The organism is Pseudomonas sp. OF001, assembly GCF_904426495.1.
Taxonomy (GTDB): domain Bacteria; phylum Pseudomonadota; class Gammaproteobacteria; order Pseudomonadales; family Pseudomonadaceae; genus Geopseudomonas.
The window spans coordinates 29897-48158 of record NZ_CAJGBM010000003.1 but is presented as its reverse complement, the minus strand read 5'-3'; the positions used below and the strand labels follow the sequence as shown (position 1 = coordinate 48158).

The following is an 18262-nucleotide window of genomic DNA, read 5'->3' as shown; positions in this document are numbered from 1 at the left end:
TGTTCAGTGCATCAGTGGATCAGCCCGACACGCTCGAAGGTCGGCAGATGGCCGACCTTGGGAGCTGGCCAGCTCATCCACACGGCGAACGCCTTGCCGACGATGTTGCGGTCGGGAACCATGCCGTGCAGCTCGGGCGCGATGGCCGGATCATCCCAGTAACGGCTGTCGTTGGAGTTGTCGCGGTTGTCGCCCATCATGAAGTAGTGCCCTGCGGGCACCACCCACTCGCGGTCCGGTTCGATACGGTAGCGGCGCATTTCCTTGCGGATCAGGTGCTCCGCCGCACCCAGCTTCTCGCTGAACAGGCGGGCGCTGCCGAGGCTGCCCGGCTCGTCGCCGATCAGCTGCTCGGCCACCGGCTGACCGTTGACGAACAGACGCTTGTCGCTGCTGTAGCGCACATGATCGCCGGGCAGGCCGACCACGCGCTTGATGTAGTTCACGTTGGGATCGCTGGGGAAGCGGAACACCATCACATCGCCGCGCTGCGGCTCGCCGATCTCGATCACCTTGGTGTCCACCACCGGCAGGCGGATGCCGTAGGAGAACTTGTTGACCAGGATGAAGTCGCCGACCTCGAGGGTCGGCTTCATCGAGCCGGAAGGGATCTGGAACGGCTCGACCAGGAACGAGCGCAGCACCAGCACCAGCGCCAGCACCGGGAAGAACGACTTGCCGTATTCCACCAGCACCGGCTCGCGGGCCAGCTTCTGCAGCACCTGCGGGTCGGTCTGGCTCACGCTGCCCTGGTAGGCGGCGATGGCGGCACGGCGACGCGGGGCGAGGAACAGCAGGTCGAGCAACGCCAGCACGCCGCACACGGCGACGGCCAGCACCAGCAGCAACGGAAAGTTCAGAGTCATGTCCTCAGCTGTCCACCTTGAGCACGGCAAGGAAGGCTTCCTGCGGAATTTCCACACTGCCCACCTGCTTCATCCTTTTCTTGCCGGCCTTCTGCTTCTCCAGCAGCTTCTTCTTGCGGCTTACGTCACCGCCATAGCACTTGGCCAGCACGTTCTTCCTGAGCGCCTTGACCGTCGAGCGGGCCACCACCTGACCGCCGATGGCCGCCTGGATCGCCACGTCGAACATCTGCCGCGGGATCAGTTCCTTCATCTTCTCCACCAGCTGGCGGCCCTTGTAGGCCGCGTTGTCGCGGTGGACGATCAGCGCCAGGGCATCGACCCGCTCGCCGTTGATCAGCACGTCCAGGCGCACCAGGTTGGCTGCCTGGAAGCGGTCGAAGCCGTAGTCCAGCGAGGCATAGCCGCGGCTGGCCGACTTCAGGCGGTCGAAGAAGTCGAGCACCACCTCGTTCATCGGCAGATCGTAGCTGACCTGCACCTGGCTGCCGAGGAAGTGCATGTCGCGCTGCACGCCGCGCTTCTCGATGCACAGGGTGATCACGCTGCCCAGGTGATCCTGCGGCACCAGGATGTTGGCGCGGCAGATCGGCTCGCGCATCTCGGCGATCGACGCCAGGTCCGGCAGCTTGGACGGGTTGTCGACGTAGACGATGTCGCCGTTCTTCAGCACCACCTCGAACACCACGGTCGGCGCGGTGGTGATCAGGTCCAGGTCGTACTCACGCTCGAGGCGCTCCTGGATGATCTCCATGTGCAGCATGCCGAGGAAGCCGATGCGGAAGCCGAAGCCCAGCGCGTCAGAGCTTTCCGGCTCGTACTGCAGCGCGGCGTCGTTGAGGGTCAGCTTCTCCAAGGCGTCGCGGAAGTCCTCGAAGTCGTCCGAGCTGACCGGGAACAGGCCGGCGTAGACCTGCGGCTTGACCCGCTTGAAGCCCGGCAGGACGTCGACGTCCGGGGTGTTGGACAGGGTCAGGGTGTCGCCTACCGGCGCGCCCTGGATGTCCTTGATGCCGGCGACGATGAAGCCCACTTCGCCGGCCTTGAGGTCGGCGGTGGCGGTGTGCTTGGGGGTGTACACGCCGACGCTGTCGACCTGGTGGACCTTGCCGGTCGACTTGACCAGGATCTTGTCGCCCTTCTTGACCCGGCCGTGGCGCACGCGCACCAGCGACACCACGCCCAGGTAGTTGTCGAACCAGGAGTCGATGATCAGCGCCTGCAGCGGCGCATCGATCTCGCCCTCGGGCGGCGGAATGACCTCGACCAGGCGCTCGAGCACGTCGACCACGCCCATGCCGCTCTTGGCGCTGCAGGCCACGGCGTCGGTGGCGTCGATGCCGATGATGTGCTCGATCTCTTCCTTGACCCGCTCCGGCTCAGCCTGCGGCAGGTCCATCTTGTTCAGTACCGGCATCACCTCGAGACCCTGCTCGATGGCGGTGTAGCAGTTGGCCACCGACTGCGCCTCGACGCCCTGGCCGGCGTCCACCACCAGCAGCGCGCCCTCGCAGGCGGCCAGCGAGCGGCTGACCTCGTAGGTGAAGTCGACGTGGCCGGGGGTGTCGATGAAGTTCAGCTGGTAGGTCTTGCCGTCCTGCGCCGGGTAGTGCAGGGTCACGCTGTGCGCCTTGATGGTGATGCCGCGCTCGCGCTCGAGATCCATGGAGTCGAGCACCTGGGCTTCCATCTCGCGATCGGACAGGCCGCCGCAGATCTGGATGAAGCGGTCGGCGAGGGTCGACTTGCCGTGGTCGATGTGGGCAATGATGGAGAAGTTGCGGATATGGCTCAGATCACTCACGGGCTCAACACTCAAAAGGAGAGCGCGGGCTGTGCCCGCCGAAAATAGCCGTGAATTCTAGCGTATCGCCTCGGCGGGCGTCACCCACGGCTTGACACCCGGCAGCACATACGCAACGGGGGCGCCGAAGCGCCCCCGCAGCCACTGCAGTGTCGATCACTCGGACAGCTTGAAGGTGATGAAGCTGGCGCGACCCTGGCGCAGCACGCGCATCGACACGCTGCGATTCTTCGGCAGCGCCTCGGCGACCTTGGCGAAGGTCTTCGCCGAGTCGATCGACTCGTTGTTCAGATGGGTGATCACGTCGCCCGGTCGCAGCCCGATCAGCGCCGCCGGGCCGTTCTGCACCTCGCGGATCAGCGCACCGCCCTCCACTTCCAGGGCCTTCTTCTGCTCGGCGCTGAGGTCGACCACGGTCACCCCCAGGCGGTTGCTGCTGCGCGCTGCATCGTCCTTGCCCGTGGAGGCGATCGCCTCGCCCTCTTCCGGCAGCGCGCCGACGGCCAGCTTCAGGCGCTTGCGCTCGCCTTCGCGGACCACGTCCAGCTCCACCTCGGTGCCCGGCTTGAGGGTGCCGACCAGGTGCGGCAGGTCGGCGGACACCACGATCGGCTGGCCGTTCAGCGCCAGGATCACGTCGCCCACCTGCAGGCCGCCCTTGGCGCCCGGGCTGCCTTCCAGCACCTGGGCCACCAGCGCACCGGCCGGTTTGTCCAGACCGAAGGACTCGGCCAGGTCCTTGTTCACTTCCTGGATCACCACGCCCAGCCAGCCGCGACTGACCTTGCCCTCGGCCTTGAGCTGCTCGGCCACGTTCATCGCCACGTCGATCGGGATGGCGAACGACAGGCCCATGAAGCCGCCGGAGCGGGTGAAGATCTGCGAGTTGATGCCGACCACCTCGCCGTCCAGGTTGAACAGCGGACCGCCGGAGTTGCCCGGATTGATCGCCACGTCGGTCTGGATGAACGGCACGTAGTTCTCGTCGGGCAGGCTGCGCCCCTTGGCGCTGACGATGCCGGCGGTCACCGAGTGGTCGAAGCCGAACGGCGAGCCGATGGCCACCACCCACTCGCCGACCTTGAGTTCGTCCGACTTGCCGAGCTTGACGGTCGGCAGGCTCTTGCCCTCGACCTTGAGCAGGGCCACGTCGGTGCGTGGATCGGCGCCGACCAGCTTGGCTTCCAGCTCGCTGCGGTCGGACAGGCGCACGATGATCTCGTCGGCGTCGGCCACCACGTGGTTGTTGGTCAGCACGTAGCCGTCACTGGAAATGATGAAGCCCGACCCCAGCGACTGCGCCTGACGCTTGCGCGGCGCCTGTCCCGGCGGCACCTGCGGGATGCTGCGCTCGAAGAATTCACGGAACATCGGCGGCAGGCCTTCCAGGTCCGGCATCATCTGCGGCGGCAGGCCGGCGGCCTGGGCCGGCATGCTCTGCCGGGTGCTGATGTTGACCACGGCCGGCGAGGCCTGCTCGACCAGCTCGGTGAATTCCGGCAACTGCGCATGGGCCACCAGTGCCTGGGCCATCGCCAGCAGCGCAGCCAGCGACAGCATGGCGCGTTTCAGGGTACGCATGAATCTTGGACTCCCTTTGAGATCAACCTTCAAGACCAACCGGGATCAGCCGTTCTCCGCCGGCGGCACCGCACAGACCGCCAGCTCGGCACGCAGCACGACCGGCTGTCGGGCCGGATCGTCCACGTCCTGCCGGCTGTGCCTGCGCACCAGCCACCAGACCGCGAGGAATCCGCCCAGAGCGGCGAGAATGACAAAAGACTCGGCCAGCGCCAACCACTGTGCCAGCATTGCACCGGCAAACAGCCCCAGCAACGGCAGCAGGTAGACCCGCAGGGAGCTCTGTACCAGCAGATCCTCGCGAATGCCGATCACCACCCCGTCACCCACCGCCAACCGCAGATCGGTCAGTGCGCGCACGTAGCCGCGCTTCTGGCCGACCCCCAGCTTTTCCATCAGGCCCTGCCCGCAGCCGGCGTTCGCCGAGCACGCGCTGCAGGTGCTGCGGCGCAGGGTCTCCACCCACACCGCTCCGTCCTCGACCGCGACGACCCGCCCCGGCTCCTCGAGCATGCCGACCTCAGCGCCCGGCGCCCGCAGCCTCGGCAGCCGGCTGCGGCGGCACGCTGCGAATCAGGTCGTCCGGCTGGGCCGGCTTGGCGGGCTCGGCCTGCACCGCGCCGGCCGGGTAGCTCACCAGCTGCGCGTCCGTCGGCGCTGCGGCGATCGGCGCCAGCTTCTGCTGGGACGATTGTACCGGCACGCTCTGCTCGGCCATCTGCGGCGCCATGCCGGTTTCGTCCTGGCTGTTGTAGAAGCGCACGCCGGCCAGCACCGCCAGGGTCACCGAGGCAGCCACGGCGAAGCGGCCCAGATGGCGCCAGGAGCGCGCCGGCCTGGCGACCGGTGCCGCGGCGTCTTCGGCGTCGATGGCCGCCGACACCGCGGCTGCCAGATCCAGCTTCGGCAGCACGGCCTGCCTGTGCATCACGTCACGGGCCAGCTGGTAGCGCGCCCAGCGCTCGCGCAGGGCCGCATCCTCGCCGGCTGCCGCGAGCACGCGCCGCAGTTCCAGCTCATCAGCCTCGCCATCCATGACGGCGGACACCGACTCATCCAGGACTTCACGACTCATGGTATTACCCTCTTGGCTTTCGCCGGCTTTCAGCCCTCGTGCAGCAGCGGCTGCAGGGCCTTGTCGATCGCTTCACGCGCGCGGAAGATCCGCGAGCGCACCGTACCCACCGGACATTGCATGGCGGTGGCAATGTCCTCGTAGCTCAGCCCCTCGAACTCGCGCAGGGTCAGCGCCGTGCGCAGGTCCTCGGGCAGCTGCTGGATGGTCCGGTGCACAGTGGCCTCGATCTCATCGCGCAGCAGGGCGCGCTCCGGCGTCTCGAGATCCTTGAGGGCGTGATCGCCTTCGAAGAACTCGGCATCCTCGGCGCTGACGTCAGTGTCCGGCGGGCGCCGCCCGCGCGCCACCAGGTGATTCTTCGCCGTGTTCACGGCGATGCGGTACAGCCAGGTGTAGAAGGCGCTGTCGCCGCGGAAGTTGCCCAGCGCGCGATACGCCTTGATGAAGGCCTCCTGCGCCACGTCCTGGGCTTCCTGGGGATCGTGCACGAAGCGCACGATCAGCCCGAGAATCTTGTGCTGGTACTTGAGCACCAGCAGATCGAACGCGCGCTTGTCACCACGCTGGACCCGCTCGACCAGTTGCTGATCCGGTTCCTGGGTTTGCATTCAAGCTCCTTCAAACGTCCGCGGAGAGCTGTGCGGCCCAGTACATCCGGTCTGGTTGAATAGACCCGGGCCCTGCACAAAAGTTCGCCTTCGCGGACACCTTTCCCGCGACCGCTCGGCCCGGGGACGAAAAAAACGGACGCGGCGCCGATGGCGCCGCGCACGGCTGACTCTGCCACGCGAGGAACGCAGGCCCAGGCAGCGACAGCCAGTGGCGCGCGCGGGCAGGGCAACCTCGGTAAGAACGCAGATGATTGCTCAAGTTCACTTATATTGTGCCGCCGGGGGCTTCTATATACTAGGGAGCGATCTACCAGCGGAACGGCGCACATGAGCCAACACTTTCAGCACGACGTACTGGTCATCGGCAGCGGCGGCGCCGGCCTGTCCCTCGCCCTCAACCTGCCGGACCACCTGCGCATCGCCGTACTGAGCAAGGGCGACCTCGCCGGCGGCTCCACCTACTGGGCCCAGGGCGGCGTGGCGGCGGTACTGGACGACAGCGACGACATCGAGTCGCACGTGCAGGACACCCTGACCGCCGGCGCCGGCCTGTGCCGCGAGGACGCGGTGCGCTTCACCGTCGAGCACAGCCGCGAGGCGATCCAGTGGCTGATCGACCAGGGCGTGCCCTTCACCCGCGACGAGGAGCACCACGACGGCGAGCGCGGCTTCGCCTTCCACCTGACCCGCGAGGGCGGCCACAGCCACCGGCGCATCATCCATGCCGCCGACGCCACCGGCACGGCGATCTTCAACACCCTGCTGGCCCGCGCCCGCCAGTGCCCGAACATCGAACTGCTCGAGCAGCGCGTGGCGGTCGACCTGATCACCGAACGCAAGCTCGGCGGCAAGGGCCGCCGCTGCCTCGGCGCCTACGTGCTCAACCGCAACAGCGGCGAGGTCGACACCTACCGCGCACGCTTCGTGGTGCTGGCCACCGGCGGCGCGGCCAAGGTCTACCTGTACACCAGCAACCCGGACGGCACCTGCGGCGACGGCATCGCCATGGCCTGGCGCGCCGGCTGCCGGGTCGGCAACCTGGAGTTCAACCAGTTCCACCCCACCTGCCTGTACCACCCGCAGGCGAAGAACTTCCTGATCACCGAGGCGCTGCGCGGCGAGGGCGGCCTGCTGCGCCTGCCGGGCGGCGAGCGCTTCATGGACCGCTTCGACGCCCGCGGCGAACTGGCGCCGCGCGACATAGTCGCGCGCGCCATCGACCACGAGATGAAGCGCCTCGGCATCGACTGCGTGTACCTGGACATCAGCCACAAGCCGGCCGAGTTCATCAAGACGCACTTCCCCACCGTCTACGAGCGCTGCCTGGGCTACGGCATCGACATCACCCGCCAGCCGATCCCGGTGGTGCCGGCGGCGCACTACACCTGCGGCGGCGTGGTGGTCGACAGCCGCGGCCACACCGACGTGCCCGGCCTGTACGCCATCGGCGAAACCAGCTTCACCGGCCTGCACGGCGCCAACCGCCTGGCCAGCAACTCGCTGCTGGAGTGCTTCGTCTACGCCCGCGCGGCCGCCGCCGACATCGTCAGCCAGCTGGAACGGGTCGGCATGCCGCATGCGCTGCCGAGCTGGGACGCCAGCCAGGTCACCGACTCCGACGAGGACGTGATCATCGCGCACAACTGGGACGAACTGCGGCGCTTCATGTGGGACTACGTCGGCATCGTGCGCACCAACAAGCGCCTGCAGCGCGCCCAGCACCGCGTGCGCCTGCTGCAGAGCGAGATCCACGAGTTCTACAGCAACTACCGGGTCAGCCGCGACCTGATCGAGCTGCGCAACCTGGCGCTGGTCGCCGAGCTGATGATCCAGTCGGCCATGCTGCGCCGCGAGAGCCGCGGCCTGCACTACACCCTCGACTACCCCGGCCAGTTGCCCAAGGCCGGCGACACCATCCTGGTGCCGCCGGGCTACCTGCCCGACTGAGCCTCGCCCACCGGCGCCCAGCGCCGGCGGGCGAACTTCAGGCGCACGCGCAGACGGCGATGCCGGTCGCGGCACAGGCTGTCGGCCGGAATGCACAGACCGCGGGCGAACCACTGTCCCGGCCGGCGGAACTGCAGCACCACCGCCTGCGGCAGCGCCAGGCTGCCCGGGCGCAGCTGCACCGCCACCCAGCCCTCGGCGGCATTGCGCAGTTGCCAGCCACGCCCGTCATGGCGCAGGGCGGTGAAGGCACTCGGGTGGCTGAGCAGGATGGCGCGCGGCAGGATCCAGGCGGCGTGGACCAGGCAGAACAGCAGGCCGGCGGCCTGCGCCCAGCCCGGGATGGCGGCGAGCGCCAGGGCCAGCACGGCCAGCCCCAGGCTCAGCAGATAGAGCGCCAGCAGGCGCCGCGACGGGCGCCAGTGGCACTCGAAGGGCTCACTTCGGCTGGACACGGTCCAGGATCATGCGCACCATGCGCGCGTGGTCGGCGTCCTCGGGCTGGCTGTAGCCCATGAACCAGCTGAACAGGTCCGGGTCCTCGCACTTGAGCAGGTTGCGGAAACGCTCCTGGTCGACCGCCTCCAGCTGGGCGTAGGCCTCGTCGAGGAACGGCTTGAACAGCACGTCCAGCTCCAGCATGCCGCGGCGGCATTCCCACTGCAGTCGTTTCAGTTCGATGTTTTCTTCGGTCATCTCGGCCTCCTCGGCAATCGCGGCATTATAGCGAGGGCCTCCGATGCCGCCAGCCCGCTGACAAGAGTCGGCGGGGCGCTCTATGATGGCCGCCCCGACCTTCGCACCGGCAACCGACACGATGTCCGCATTCTTCTGCTCGCTCGACCACGAGGGGGTTCTCGCCGTCCACGGCGTGGATGCCGCCAAGTTCCTCCAGGGTCAGCTGACCTGCAACCTCAACTACCTGAACGCCGAGACCAGCAGCCTGGGCGCGCGCTGCACGCCCAAGGGCCGCATGCTGTCGAGCTTCCGCATCGTGCCGCTGGCCGACGGCTTCGCCCTGGCCATGGCCCGCGAGCTGATCGAGCCGCAGCTGGCCGACCTGAAGAAGTACGCGGTGTTCTTCAAGGCCCAGCTGGCCGACGAGAGCGCGGCCTGGGTGCGTTTCGGCCTCAGCCGGGGCGACGGCGCCCTGCTCGCCCTCGGCGTCGACCTGCCGAGCGCCGACGGCAGCGTCGCCCGCCACGGCGAGCTGCTCGCCGTGCGCCTGCCGGGCGAACGCGCCGAGCTGTGGGTGCCCGTCAGCGCGGCCGACGGCCTGCACCAGCGCCTTGCCGCCCACCTGCCCGAGGGCAGCCTCAACGACTGGCTGCTGAGCCAGGTGCGCGCCGGCGTCGCCCAGGTGTTCGGCGCGACCCGCGAGCTGTTCATCCCGCAGATGCTCAACCTGCAGAGCCTCGGCGGCGTCAGCTTCAAGAAGGGCTGCTACACCGGCCAGGAAATCGTCGCGCGCATGCAGTACCTCGGCCGCCTCAAGCGCCGCCTGTACCGCCTGCGGCTGGACGGCGGCGAACTGCCGGCGCCCGGCAGCGAGCTGTTCTCGCCGGTGCACGCCAGCTCGGTGGGCGAAGTGGCGCTGGCCGCGCGCAGCGACGGCGGCATCGAGCTGCTCGCCGTGCTGCAGGACAACGCCGTCGAGGACGGCCGCCTGCACCTGGGCAGTCTGGAAGGCCCGGCGCTGCAGCTGCTCGAGCTGCCCTACACGATCGACGCCGACCGCGACATCCAGCGCTGAGCCGCCCAGGCCGGGGCCAGAGGCTTCGCTGCAGCGGGCGATCCCTGTAGGGGCGAATTCATTCGCCTGACATGGCCGCGTTGGCGAATGAATTCGCCCCTACAGGTCAACCACTAGGCGGCCGCTGCGAACTCCACCCGCACGCGCAGCCCGCCCGCCGCGCCGTCCTCCAGGCTGATGCGTGCGCGGTGGGCGCGGCAGATCTCGCCGACGATCGCCAGGCCCAGCCCCGCCCCCGTGCCGCCGGCGCTGCGCCGGTAGAAGCGCTCGAACACCTTCTCGCGCTCCTCCGGCGGAATGCCCGGACCGTCGTCCTCCACCTCGAGGATCGCCGGTGCCAGCACGCGCAGGATCACGTTGCCGCCCGCAGGGGTGTGCGCCAGGGCGTTGTCCAGCAGGTTGCACAGCAGCTCGCTGAGCAGGGTCGGCTCGCCGTCGATCCACACCGCCTCCTCCGCCTCCAGCGCCAGGGCCACGCCGCGGCCATGGGCCAGCGGCGCCAGCGCCAGGCCCAGCTCGCGGGCCAGCGCGCCCAGCTCCAGGCGCTGCGCGCCGCCCTCGGCGATGGCCCGCGCACCGCTCTCGATGCGCGCCAGCGACAGCAGCTGGTTGGCCAGCTGGGTCAGCCGCTCGGTGCTGCCGGCGGCCTCGTCGAGCGCCTGGCGCCACTGCGCGGCATCCTCGCTGCGCCGGCCCAGCTCCAGGCGCGCCTTGAGCGCGGCCAGTGGGGTGCGCAGCTCGTGGGCGGCCTCGGCGATGAACTGCGCCTGGCGCTCGAACAGCCCGCGCAGGCGCGCGTTGAACTGGTTGAGGGCGTCCACCAGCGGACGCAGCTCGCGCGGCAGGCCGGCCTCCGGCAGCGGCTGCAGGTCGTCGCTGTCCCGCGCCGCCACCGCCTGGCGCAGCTGCTCCTGCGGGCGCAGCGCCAGGCTGACCGCCAGCCACACCAGCCCCAGGGCGGTGAGCGCCAGCAGGCCCATGCGCCACAGGGTGCCGACCAGCAGCTCGCGGGCCATGCGCTCGCGGGCGCCGCGGGTCTCGGCCACGCGGATCTCGGCCATGCCCTCCAGCTCCGCTTCGCTGACCGGCTGCAGCAGGCTGACCACGCGCACCTCCTGCCCGCGGTAGACGCCGTCGTAGAAGCGCGCCAGCGCCGGGTAGTCGTCGGTGCGCTTCACCTTCGGCCCCGCCGCCGGCAGCGCCTCGTAGCCGGAGACCAGGCCGCCGTGCGGGTCGAGCACCTGGTAGTAGATGCGCCCGGCGCTGTCGTAGGCGAAGGTGTCCAGCGCCACGTAGGGCACGTTGGCGCGCAGCTTGCCGTCGCTGCTGTACAGGCCGTCGGCCACCGCCCGCGCCGAGGCCAGCAGGGTGCGGTCGTAGGCGGTATCGGCGGCGCGCCGCGCGCTCCAGTAGCTGCTCAGCCCGCCGAACGCCAGGATCAGCGCCAGCAGCACGGCCAGGCGGCGCAGCAGCCGGCCGCGCAGGCTGCCGCCCGGCAGCTCAGCCATCGCAGGCCTCCAGCAGGTAGCCGAGGCCGCGGAAGGTGACGATGCGCACGCCGCGCCCTTCCAGCTTCTTGCGCAGGCGGTGGATGTAGATCTCGATGGCGTCCGGACTGGCTTCCTCGTCGAGGCCGAACACCTGGTCGGCCAGCTGCTCCTTGCTCATCACCCGTCCGGGGCGGGCGATCAGCGCCTGCAGCACCGCCTGCTCGCGCGAGGTCAGCGCCAGCGGCTCGTCGCCGAGGCTGAAGCGCCGGGTGCCGAGGTCGAAGACCAGCGCGCCGCAGCGCTGCTGCTGCTCGCCGCCCTGCACGCTGCGACGCAGCAGGGCCTTGACCCGCGCCTCCAGCTCGGACAGCTCGAAGGGCTTGGCCAGGTAGTCGTCGGCGCCGAGGTTGAGGCCGTGCACTCGGTCGGCCACCTCGCCGCGCGCGGTGAGCATCAGTACCGGCAGGGTCTTGCCGCGCTCGCGCAGGCGCGCCAGCACCTGGAAGCCGTCCAGGCGCGGCAGGCCGACATCGAGGATGGCCAGCGCGTAGTCCTCGCTGGCCAAAGCCAGGTCGGCGGCCACGCCGTCGGTCAGCAGGTCCACGGTCCAGCCGGCGCCACGCAGCGCCTGGGCCACGCTGGCGGCCAGCGGGGGATGGTCTTCGACCAGCAGGATTCGCACGGGGAAGTCTCCGAAGTCTTGTCGTTATGCGCCGAGTGTAACGGCAGCCGCCGCGCAGCCAATGCGCCGGAAACTTTCTTTCAGGCTGAAAGCCAGGCGAAAGCTTCGCCTCCTAGCATCGCACCTGGGCCCTCCCAGCCCCCACGGCAGCCCGACTGCCGACGACAACAACAATGACTGGAGATACCGCGATGCCGACTGCCGCCTGGCAGGCCCTGCCGCCTGTCCGCCGCCTGGCCCTGGCCATCACCGCCTGCACCCTCGCCCCGCTGGCCCACGCCGAGTTCGTGGAAGGCAGCAGCGCCAGCCTGACCGCCACCAACATCTACCTCAACCGCGACTTCCGCGAAGACGTCGGGCAGAACAAGCGCGAGGAATGGGGCCAGGGCTTCCTGCTCGACATCAGGTCCGGCTACACCGAAGGTGGCGTCGGCGTCGGAATCGACGCCCTGGGCATGCTCGGCGTCAAGCTCGACTCCGGGGGTGGGCGCACCGGCACCAACCTGCTGCCGGTACAGGACGACGGCGGCACCCCGGACCAGTTCGGCCGACTGGGCCTGACCGCCAAGGTCAAGGTGTCCGAAACCGAACTGCGCTACGGCTCGCACATCCCCGAGCTGCCGGTGGTCAAGGCCAGCGACAGCCGCCTGCTGCCGCAGGTGTTCGAGGGCGGCCTGCTCACCTCCAGGGAGATCGCCGGCCTGACCTTCACCGGCGGGCGCCTGAACCAGATGATCGACCGCGCCTCGACCAACTCCGAGGACCTGATCCTCAACAGCAAGAACCGGCGCTTCCCCGGCGGCGTCACCAGCGACCACCTCGATCTCGCCGGCCTCGACTACCAGTTCGGCAAGAGCCTGAGCGGCCGCTACTTCTTCGCCGACCTCGACGACGTCTACCGCCAGCACTACTTCGGCCTGCTCGCCAAGCAGCCGCTCGGCGCCGGCACCCTCAGCGCCGACCTGCGTCTGATGCTCAGCGACGACAGCGGCGCCGCCCGCGCCGGCGAAATCGACAACCGCGCCCTGAACGGCATGCTCACCTATGGCCTGGGGGCCCACAAGTTCGGCCTCGGCTACCAGCAGATGAGCGGCGACACCGGCTACGCCTACATCGACGGCAGCGACCCGTTCCTGGTCAACTTCGTGCAGATCAACGACTTCGCCAACGCCGACGAGCGCTCCTGGCAGGCGCGCTACGACTACGACTTCGCCGGCCTCGGCGTGCCCGGCCTGAGCTTGCTCGCCCGCTACGTCAGCGGCGATGACGCCGAGATCGCCGGCAGCAGCGCCAAGGGCAGCGAATGGGAGCGCGACCTCGAGCTCAAGTACGTGGTGCAGAGCGGCCCGCTCAAGGACCTCTACGTGCGCCTGCGCAACGCCAGCTTCCGTTCCGACTTCGCCCGCGACGCGGACGAGAACCGAGTGATCGTCGGCTACAGCCTGCCGATCTGGTAACCCCTGCCGCACAATAAGAATCGACCGGAGAAACACGTCATGAACACTGCTATCACCCGCATCGCCCTCGCCGCCGCCGGTCTCGCCTTCGCCGGCCAGCTGCTCGCCGCCGAGCCCAAGCGCCCGGAGTGCATCGCCCCGGCCAAGCCCGGCGGCGGCTTCGACCTGACCTGCAAGCTGGCGCAGAGCGGCCTCAAGGACGGCGGCCTGCTCAAGGCGCCGATGCGCGTCACCTACATGCCCGGCGGCGTCGGCGCGGTGGCCTACAACGCGGTGGTCGCCCAGCGGCCCAAGGACGCCGGCACCATCACCGCCTTTTCCTCGGGCTCCCTGCTCAACCTGGCGCAGGGCAAGTTCGGCCGCTACGACGAGAACGCGGTCAAGTGGCTGGCCGCCATCGGCACCGACTACGGCGCCATCTCGGTGCGCGCCGACGCCCCGTGGCAGACCCTCGGCGAACTGGTCGAGGCGGTGAAGAAGGACCCGGCCAGCGTGGTGTTCGGCGCCGGCGCCACCATCGGCGGCCAGGACTGGATGCAGACCGCGCTGATCGCCCGCGCCGCCGGCGTCGATCCGCAGAAGCTGCGCTACGTGGCCTTCGAGGGCGGCGGCGAGACCCTCACCGCCATGCTCGGCGGCCATGTGCAGGTCACCTCCAGCGGCATCGGCGAGATCACCCCGCAGCTGGCTGCCGGCAAGATCCGCGTGCTCGCCGTGCTGTCCGACGAACGCCTGCCCGGCAAGCTGGCCGGCATCCCCACCGCCAAGGAGCAGGGCTTCGCCATCACCTGGCCGGTGATCCGCGGCTTCTACATGGGCCCGGAGGTCAGCGACGAGCAATTCGCCTGGTGGCAGGGTCAGTTCGACAAGATGCTGGCCGGCGAGGACTTCGCCCGGCTGCGCGAGCAGCGCGACCTGTTCCCGCTGGCCATGACCGGCGACGAGCTGCGCACCTTCGTGTTCCAGCAGGTCGAGCAGTACAAGCAACTGGCCGGCGAGTTCGGACTGGTCCAGTAAGGCGTCAGGCCGGCGGGAATCCCCCGTCCCGCCGGCCGGCTCTTCTCCCGCGCGGGAGAGACTTCTTCCCCCCACCCAGGTACTTCGCCATGTATGACCGCCTGTTCGGCTCGGTCTGGCTGCTGCTGTGCGCCTGCCTTGCCGTGATCGCCTGGGGGTTCCAGGCCCCCTTCTCCTACGACCCGGTGGGGCCACGCGCCTACCCGCTGCTGCTGCTCGCCCTGCTCGGCGCCGGCGCGCTGTGGCTGGTGATCCGCCCGGCCCTGCACGCACACCTGCTGAGCCGCCCGCAGAGCCTGCGCGCCCTGCTGTGCGTCGCCGGCCTGCTGGCCTACGCCCTGCTGTTCGAGCCGCTCGGCTTCGTCCCCGCCACCGCCCTGGCCGGGGCTGGCCTCGGCCTGCTGTTCGGCGGCCGCCCGCTGCCCTGCGCGCTGTCCGGCGTGCTGATGGGCGTGCTGCTCTACGTGCTGTTCGACCTGCTGCTGGACGTGCCCCTGCCGCTGGGCGTGTTCGAATTCCTCGTGGAGTGACGCCATGGAAACCTTCAACTTCCTGATGCAGGGCTTCGACGTCGCCCTGCGCCCGATGAACCTGCTGATGGCGCTGTTCGGCGCCTTCGTCGGCACCATCGTCGGCATGCTGCCGGGCCTCGGCCCGATCAACGGTGTGGCGCTGCTGCTGCCACTGGCCTTCGCCCTCGGCCTGCCGCCGGAGACCGCGCTGATCCTGCTGGCCGCCGTGTACCTGGGCTGCGAGTACGGCGGGCGCATCTCCGCCATCCTGCTCAATGTGCCGGGCGACGCCGCGGCGATCATGACCACCATGGACGGCTACCCGCTGGCCAAGCAGGGCAAGGCCGGCATCGCCCTGTCGCTGTCGGCGATGAGCTCGTTCATCGGCAGCACCATCGCCACCCTCGGCGTGGTGCTGTTCGCCCCGCTGCTGGCGAAATGGGCGGTGGCCTTCGGCCCGGCCGAGTACTTCGTGCTGATGGTGTTCGCCATCACCTGCCTGGGCGGCATGGTCGGCGACAAGCCGGTGAAGACCCTGATGGCCGCGCTGATGGGCCTGGCGCTGGCCACCGTCGGCGTCGACGCCACCACCGGCGTGTATCGCTTCACCTTCGACAGCGTCAGCCTGTCCGACGGCATCCAGTTCGTCATCGTGGTGATCGGCCTGTTCAGCGTCAGCGAGATCCTGCTGATGCTCGAGCAGACCCACAGCGGCCAGCAGGCGGTCAAGGCCGGCGGGCGCCTGCTGTTCAACTTCCGCGAGTTCTGCCAGGTCGGCTGGACCTCCGTGCGCAGCGCCCTGAGCGGCTTCGTCATCGGCACCCTGCCCGGTGCCGGGGCGACCATCGCCAGCGCCATGGCCTACATGAACGAGAAGCGCCTGGCCGGCGCCAGCGGCCGCTTCGGCGAGGGCGACCTGCGCGGCCTGGCCGCGCCGGAGGCGGCCAACAACGCCTCGGCCTGCGGCTCGATGATCCCCATGCTGACCCTCGGCGTGCCGGGCTCGGGCACCACCGCGGTGATGATCGGCGCGCTGACCCTGTACAACATCACCCCCGGTCCGCTGCTGTTCGAGCAGCAGCCCGACGTGGTGTGGGGCCTGATCGCCTCGCTGTTCATCGGCAACGTCATCCTGCTGGTGATGAACATCCCGCTGGTCGGCCTGTTCTCGCGCATGCTCAGCGTGCCGAACTGGATCCTGGTGCCGGCGATCATCATCGTCAGCCTGGTCGGCGTGTGGGCGGTGCACAGCACCACCTTCGACCTGGTGCTGATGATCGCCCTCGGCGTGTTCGGCTACCTCCTGCGCAAGCTGGACTTCCCGCTGTCGGCGCTGATCCTCGGCTTCGTCCTCGGCGAGCTGATGGAGGACAACCTGCGCCGCGCCCTGTCGATCTCCAGCGGCGAGCTGGGCATCCTCTGGTCCAGCCCGATCACCCTGGTGCTGTGGGCGCTGGTCGCCTTGATGCTGGCCCTGCCCGGCATCCGCTGGTGGCGCGCGCGCAACAAGGCGTCGGCGGCCGATGCGTCTGCCGCCTGATGCCCGCGGCATCCTGAGCGGCGTGCTGGCCGGGCTGGCGGGGGGCTACCTCGCCAGCCTGGCCGGCTGGCCGCTGCCGTGGATGATCGGCTCCCTGCTCGGCGTGGCGCTGACGCGCTGCGCCGGCCTCCCCGCCGCCCCCCTCACCGCCGGCCGCCAGGCCGGGCAATGGCTGGTGGCCAGCGCCGTCGGCCTGCACGTCTCCCGCGAGGCCGCCCTCGCCCTGCTCGACCACCTGCCGCTGCTGCTCGCCGGCGCCGTCGGCACCCTGCTGCTGACCCTGATCGGCATCGCCGTGCTGCGCCGCGGCGGCGTCGACCCGGCCACCGCCTTCTTCGCCAGCCTGCCGGGCGGCGCCAGCGAGATGGTCAACCTGGCGCGCCGCCACCGGGCCGAGCCGGCCCAGGTGGCCGCGGCGCACAGCCTGCGCCTGCTGCTGGTCCTGCTGCTGGTGCCGGCCGCCTTCGCCTGGGGCCTGCCACCCCCGCCCGTGCCGACTTCTGTGCCCACCGACTGGCCTCTGCTGGCCCTGCTGCTGGCCGGCGGCCTGCTCGCCGCGCGGTTGTGGCGCCGCCTCGGCCAGCCCAATCCGTGGATGCTCGGCCCGTTGCTGCTGTGCGCCGGCGCCAGCGCCGCCCTCGACCTGCAGCTGGCCCTCCCCGACGGCCTGGCGCGCTTCGGCCAGTGGCTGCTCGGCTGCGCCCTGGGCATGCACTTCGACCGCGCCTTCTTCCGCCGCGCGCCGGGCTTCCTCGCCCGCGTGCTGCTGTTCAGCCTGCTGGCCATGCTGGCCGCCGCGCTGCTCGGCGCCGGCCTCGGCCTGCTCGCCGGCGGCCACGGCCGGGCGCTGATGCTCGGCAGCATGCCCGGCGGCATCACCGAGCTGGGTCTGACCGCGCAGACCCTGCAGCTGTCGGTGGCGCTGGTCAGCGCCCAGCAGCTGCTGCGCCTCTTGCTGGTGATGCTGCTGGCCGAGCCGCTGTATCGGTGCTGGCGGCGCCTGGGGGCAGACGGGCGCCGTTCCTGAGGCGCCGCGCTGGCCTATCCTCAAGCCAGTTCGCCCCGTAGCGGAATGCCCATGACCCGCCTCGCCCGTCTCTTCGCCCTGCTGCTCGCCCTGCTGGCGCTGGCGGCCTGCAGCCGCCTCGAGCTGGTCTACCGCAACCTCGACTGGCTGATTCCCTGGAAGCTGGACGACTACCTGAGCCTCGACGCCACGCAGAGCGCCTGGCTCGACGCGCGCCTCGACGAACACCTGGCCTGGCACTGCCGCCACGAATTGCCGCGCTACCTGGACTGGCTCGAGCGCCAGCGCCCGCTGCTCGCCGGCAGCCCCGGCGCCGACCGGCTCAAGGCGCCGCTGCTGGAGGCGCGCAGCCTGCTGCAGCCGACCCTCGAGCGCGTCGCTCCGGACACCGCCCATCTGCTCGCCGGGCTCGACGCCGTGCAGGTCGACGAGCTGGACGAAAACCTCGCCGCCGAACGGGCCGAACTGCACGAGCGCTTTCTCGGCGGTACGCCGCAGGAACGCCTGCAGCGCCGCGTGGAGCGCATGGAGCAGCGCCTGGAGAACTGGCTGGGCCCGCTGCATCCGCAGCAGCGCGCCTACCTGCGCTTCTGGGCCGCGCGCCAGGAAGCCGGCGTGCGCCCCTGGCTGGAGTTTCGCCAGCGCTGGCAGGCGCAGTTGCTGACCGAGCTGCGCCGGCCGTCAGGCGACCGCGCCGCACGCCTCCTGCCGCTGCTGGGCGACCCCGAGCGCTACGGCGGCGAGGATTACCGCCGAGCGGCGGAGCGTGCCCGACAGGCGCTGGCCGATCTGCTCAGCGAACTGTGGGCCAGCGCCACCACGGACCAGCGCGCACACCTCACGCAACGGCTGGACCGCCTGCGCGACGACCTCGCCGGGCTGCCCTGCCGAAGCTGA

At 69.9% G+C, this 18262-nt stretch carries 18 protein-coding genes; 8 read left to right on the top strand and 10 right to left on the bottom strand.

Annotated elements, in window-relative coordinates; translation table 11 throughout:
• Positions 1-11 precede the first annotated feature (11 nt).
• The 6 genes from lepB to rpoE all read right to left on the bottom strand — a co-directional run bounded on the left by lepB (position 12) and on the right by rpoE (position 5937).
• The gene (gene lepB, locus RA210_RS03180; RefSeq protein ID WP_201485366.1) at positions 12-866 is read right to left on the bottom strand and encodes a signal peptidase I; all 855 of its coding nucleotides are present in this window, start codon (positions 864-866) and stop codon (positions 12-14) included.
• 4 nt (positions 867-870) lie between these two features.
• Complete coding sequence (lepA, locus tag RA210_RS03175; RefSeq protein ID WP_136488797.1) at positions 871-2670, bottom strand: translation elongation factor 4; 1800 nt, start codon at positions 2668-2670, stop codon at positions 871-873.
• A gap of 156 nt (positions 2671-2826) precedes the next feature.
• The gene (locus RA210_RS03170) at positions 2827-4251 is read right to left on the bottom strand and encodes a DegQ family serine endoprotease (protein WP_136488796.1); all 1425 of its coding nucleotides are present in this window, start codon (positions 4249-4251) and stop codon (positions 2827-2829) included.
• Positions 4252-4296: 45 nt separating this feature from the next.
• Positions 4297-4764 carry a SoxR reducing system RseC family protein gene (locus tag RA210_RS03165; protein ID WP_136488795.1) on the bottom strand — a complete coding sequence of 156 codons (468 nt, stop codon included), beginning with the start codon at positions 4762-4764 and terminating at the stop codon, positions 4297-4299.
• Positions 4765-4771: 7 nt separating this feature from the next.
• Positions 4772-5326: a sigma-E factor negative regulatory protein gene (locus tag RA210_RS03160; protein ID WP_201485365.1), complete on the bottom strand. Its 555-nt coding sequence runs from the start codon at positions 5324-5326 to the stop codon at positions 4772-4774.
• 29 nt (positions 5327-5355) lie between these two features.
• Positions 5356-5937: an RNA polymerase sigma factor RpoE gene (gene rpoE / locus RA210_RS03155; protein WP_136488793.1), complete on the bottom strand. Its 582-nt coding sequence runs from the start codon at positions 5935-5937 to the stop codon at positions 5356-5358.
• A 330-nt stretch (positions 5938-6267) separates the two neighbouring features.
• Here rpoE and nadB point away from each other — a divergent pair, with 330 nt between their 5' ends.
• Entirely contained in the window at positions 6268-7887 is a 1620-nt protein-coding gene (nadB, locus tag RA210_RS03150) for an L-aspartate oxidase (RefSeq protein ID WP_136488792.1), read from the top strand.
• Here the strand turns inward: nadB and RA210_RS03145 are convergent.
• Both RA210_RS03145 and RA210_RS03140 read right to left on the bottom strand, forming a co-directional pair.
• Positions 7872-8342, bottom strand: a complete 471-nt coding sequence (locus RA210_RS03145; RefSeq protein WP_136488791.1) for a protein YgfX — start codon at positions 8340-8342, stop codon at positions 7872-7874. The two genes, nadB and RA210_RS03145, sit on opposite strands and share 16 nt — an antisense overlap.
• A complete protein-coding gene (locus tag RA210_RS03140) occupies positions 8326-8583 on the bottom strand; it encodes an FAD assembly factor SdhE (protein ID WP_136488790.1) in 258 nt (85 codons plus the stop codon). Before RA210_RS03140 ends, RA210_RS03145 begins: the two co-directional genes overlap by 17 nt.
• Positions 8584-8704: 121 nt before the next feature.
• Between RA210_RS03140 and ygfZ the strand changes: the two genes are divergently transcribed.
• Positions 8705-9640 (top strand): CAF17-like 4Fe-4S cluster assembly/insertion protein YgfZ, encoded by a 936-nt coding sequence (ygfZ, locus tag RA210_RS03135; protein WP_136488789.1) that lies wholly within the window; start codon positions 8705-8707, stop codon positions 9638-9640.
• A gap of 113 nt (positions 9641-9753) precedes the next feature.
• Here the strand turns inward: ygfZ and RA210_RS03130 are convergent, their stop codons facing one another.
• Both RA210_RS03130 and RA210_RS03125 read right to left on the bottom strand, forming a co-directional pair.
• Positions 9754-11148: a sensor histidine kinase gene (locus RA210_RS03130; RefSeq protein ID WP_201485364.1), complete on the bottom strand. Its 1395-nt coding sequence runs from the start codon at positions 11146-11148 to the stop codon at positions 9754-9756.
• Positions 11141-11812 carry a response regulator gene (locus RA210_RS03125; RefSeq protein ID WP_201485363.1) on the bottom strand — a complete coding sequence of 224 codons (672 nt, stop codon included), beginning with the start codon at positions 11810-11812 and terminating at the stop codon, positions 11141-11143. The genes RA210_RS03130 and RA210_RS03125 overlap by 8 nt, the downstream gene beginning before the upstream one ends.
• A 191-nt stretch (positions 11813-12003) precedes the next feature.
• Between RA210_RS03125 and RA210_RS03120 the strand changes: the two genes are divergently transcribed.
• The 6 genes from RA210_RS03120 (at position 12004) to RA210_RS03095 (ending at position 18262) form a co-directional block, all read left to right on the top strand.
• Positions 12004-13269, top strand: coding sequence for an OprD family porin (locus RA210_RS03120; protein ID WP_201485417.1), 1266 nt, complete (start codon positions 12004-12006; stop codon positions 13267-13269).
• A gap of 39 nt (positions 13270-13308) precedes the next feature.
• Positions 13309-14286, top strand: coding sequence for a Bug family tripartite tricarboxylate transporter substrate binding protein (locus RA210_RS03115; RefSeq protein ID WP_201485362.1), 978 nt, complete (start codon positions 13309-13311; stop codon positions 14284-14286).
• Positions 14287-14375: 89 nt separating this feature from the next.
• Positions 14376-14816, top strand: coding sequence for a tripartite tricarboxylate transporter TctB family protein (locus tag RA210_RS03110; RefSeq protein ID WP_136488784.1), 441 nt, complete (start codon positions 14376-14378; stop codon positions 14814-14816).
• 4 nt (positions 14817-14820) lie between these two features.
• Entirely contained in the window at positions 14821-16338 is a 1518-nt protein-coding gene (locus tag RA210_RS03105; protein ID WP_201485361.1) for a tripartite tricarboxylate transporter permease, read from the top strand.
• Positions 16322-17365 (top strand): AbrB family transcriptional regulator, encoded by a 1044-nt coding sequence (locus RA210_RS03100; RefSeq protein ID WP_201485360.1) that lies wholly within the window; start codon positions 16322-16324, stop codon positions 17363-17365. Before RA210_RS03105 ends, RA210_RS03100 begins: the two co-directional genes overlap by 17 nt.
• A 51-nt stretch (positions 17366-17416) precedes the next feature.
• A complete protein-coding gene (locus RA210_RS03095) occupies positions 17417-18262 on the top strand; it encodes a DUF6279 family lipoprotein (protein WP_201485359.1) in 846 nt (281 codons plus the stop codon).

Coding starts and splice junctions, on each gene's coding strand:
- lepB (WP_201485366.1), bottom strand. CDS start 866: ATGACTCTGAACTTTCCGTTGCTGCTGGTGCTGGCCGTCGCCGTGTGC.
- RA210_RS03170 (WP_136488796.1), bottom strand. CDS start 4,251: ATGCGTACCCTGAAACGCGCCATGCTGTCGCTGGCTGCGCTGCTGGCG.
- RA210_RS03165 (WP_136488795.1), bottom strand. CDS start 4,764: ATGCTCGAGGAGCCGGGGCGGGTCGTCGCGGTCGAGGACGGAGCGGTG.
- RA210_RS03160 (WP_201485365.1), bottom strand. CDS start 5,326: ATGAGTCGTGAAGTCCTGGATGAGTCGGTGTCCGCCGTCATGGATGGC.
- rpoE (WP_136488793.1), bottom strand. CDS start 5,937: ATGCAAACCCAGGAACCGGATCAGCAACTGGTCGAGCGGGTCCAGCGT.
- nadB (WP_136488792.1), top strand. CDS start 6,268: ATGAGCCAACACTTTCAGCACGACGTACTGGTCATCGGCAGCGGCGGC.
- RA210_RS03140 (WP_136488790.1), bottom strand. CDS start 8,583: ATGACCGAAGAAAACATCGAACTGAAACGACTGCAGTGGGAATGCCGC.
- ygfZ (WP_136488789.1), top strand. CDS start 8,705: ATGTCCGCATTCTTCTGCTCGCTCGACCACGAGGGGGTTCTCGCCGTC.
- RA210_RS03130 (WP_201485364.1), bottom strand. CDS start 11,148: ATGGCTGAGCTGCCGGGCGGCAGCCTGCGCGGCCGGCTGCTGCGCCGC.
- RA210_RS03120 (WP_201485417.1), top strand. CDS start 12,004: ATGCCGACTGCCGCCTGGCAGGCCCTGCCGCCTGTCCGCCGCCTGGCC.
- RA210_RS03115 (WP_201485362.1), top strand. CDS start 13,309: ATGAACACTGCTATCACCCGCATCGCCCTCGCCGCCGCCGGTCTCGCC.
- RA210_RS03110 (WP_136488784.1), top strand. CDS start 14,376: ATGTATGACCGCCTGTTCGGCTCGGTCTGGCTGCTGCTGTGCGCCTGC.
- RA210_RS03105 (WP_201485361.1), top strand. CDS start 14,821: ATGGAAACCTTCAACTTCCTGATGCAGGGCTTCGACGTCGCCCTGCGC.
- RA210_RS03100 (WP_201485360.1), top strand. CDS start 16,322: ATGCGTCTGCCGCCTGATGCCCGCGGCATCCTGAGCGGCGTGCTGGCC.
- RA210_RS03095 (WP_201485359.1), top strand. CDS start 17,417: ATGACCCGCCTCGCCCGTCTCTTCGCCCTGCTGCTCGCCCTGCTGGCG.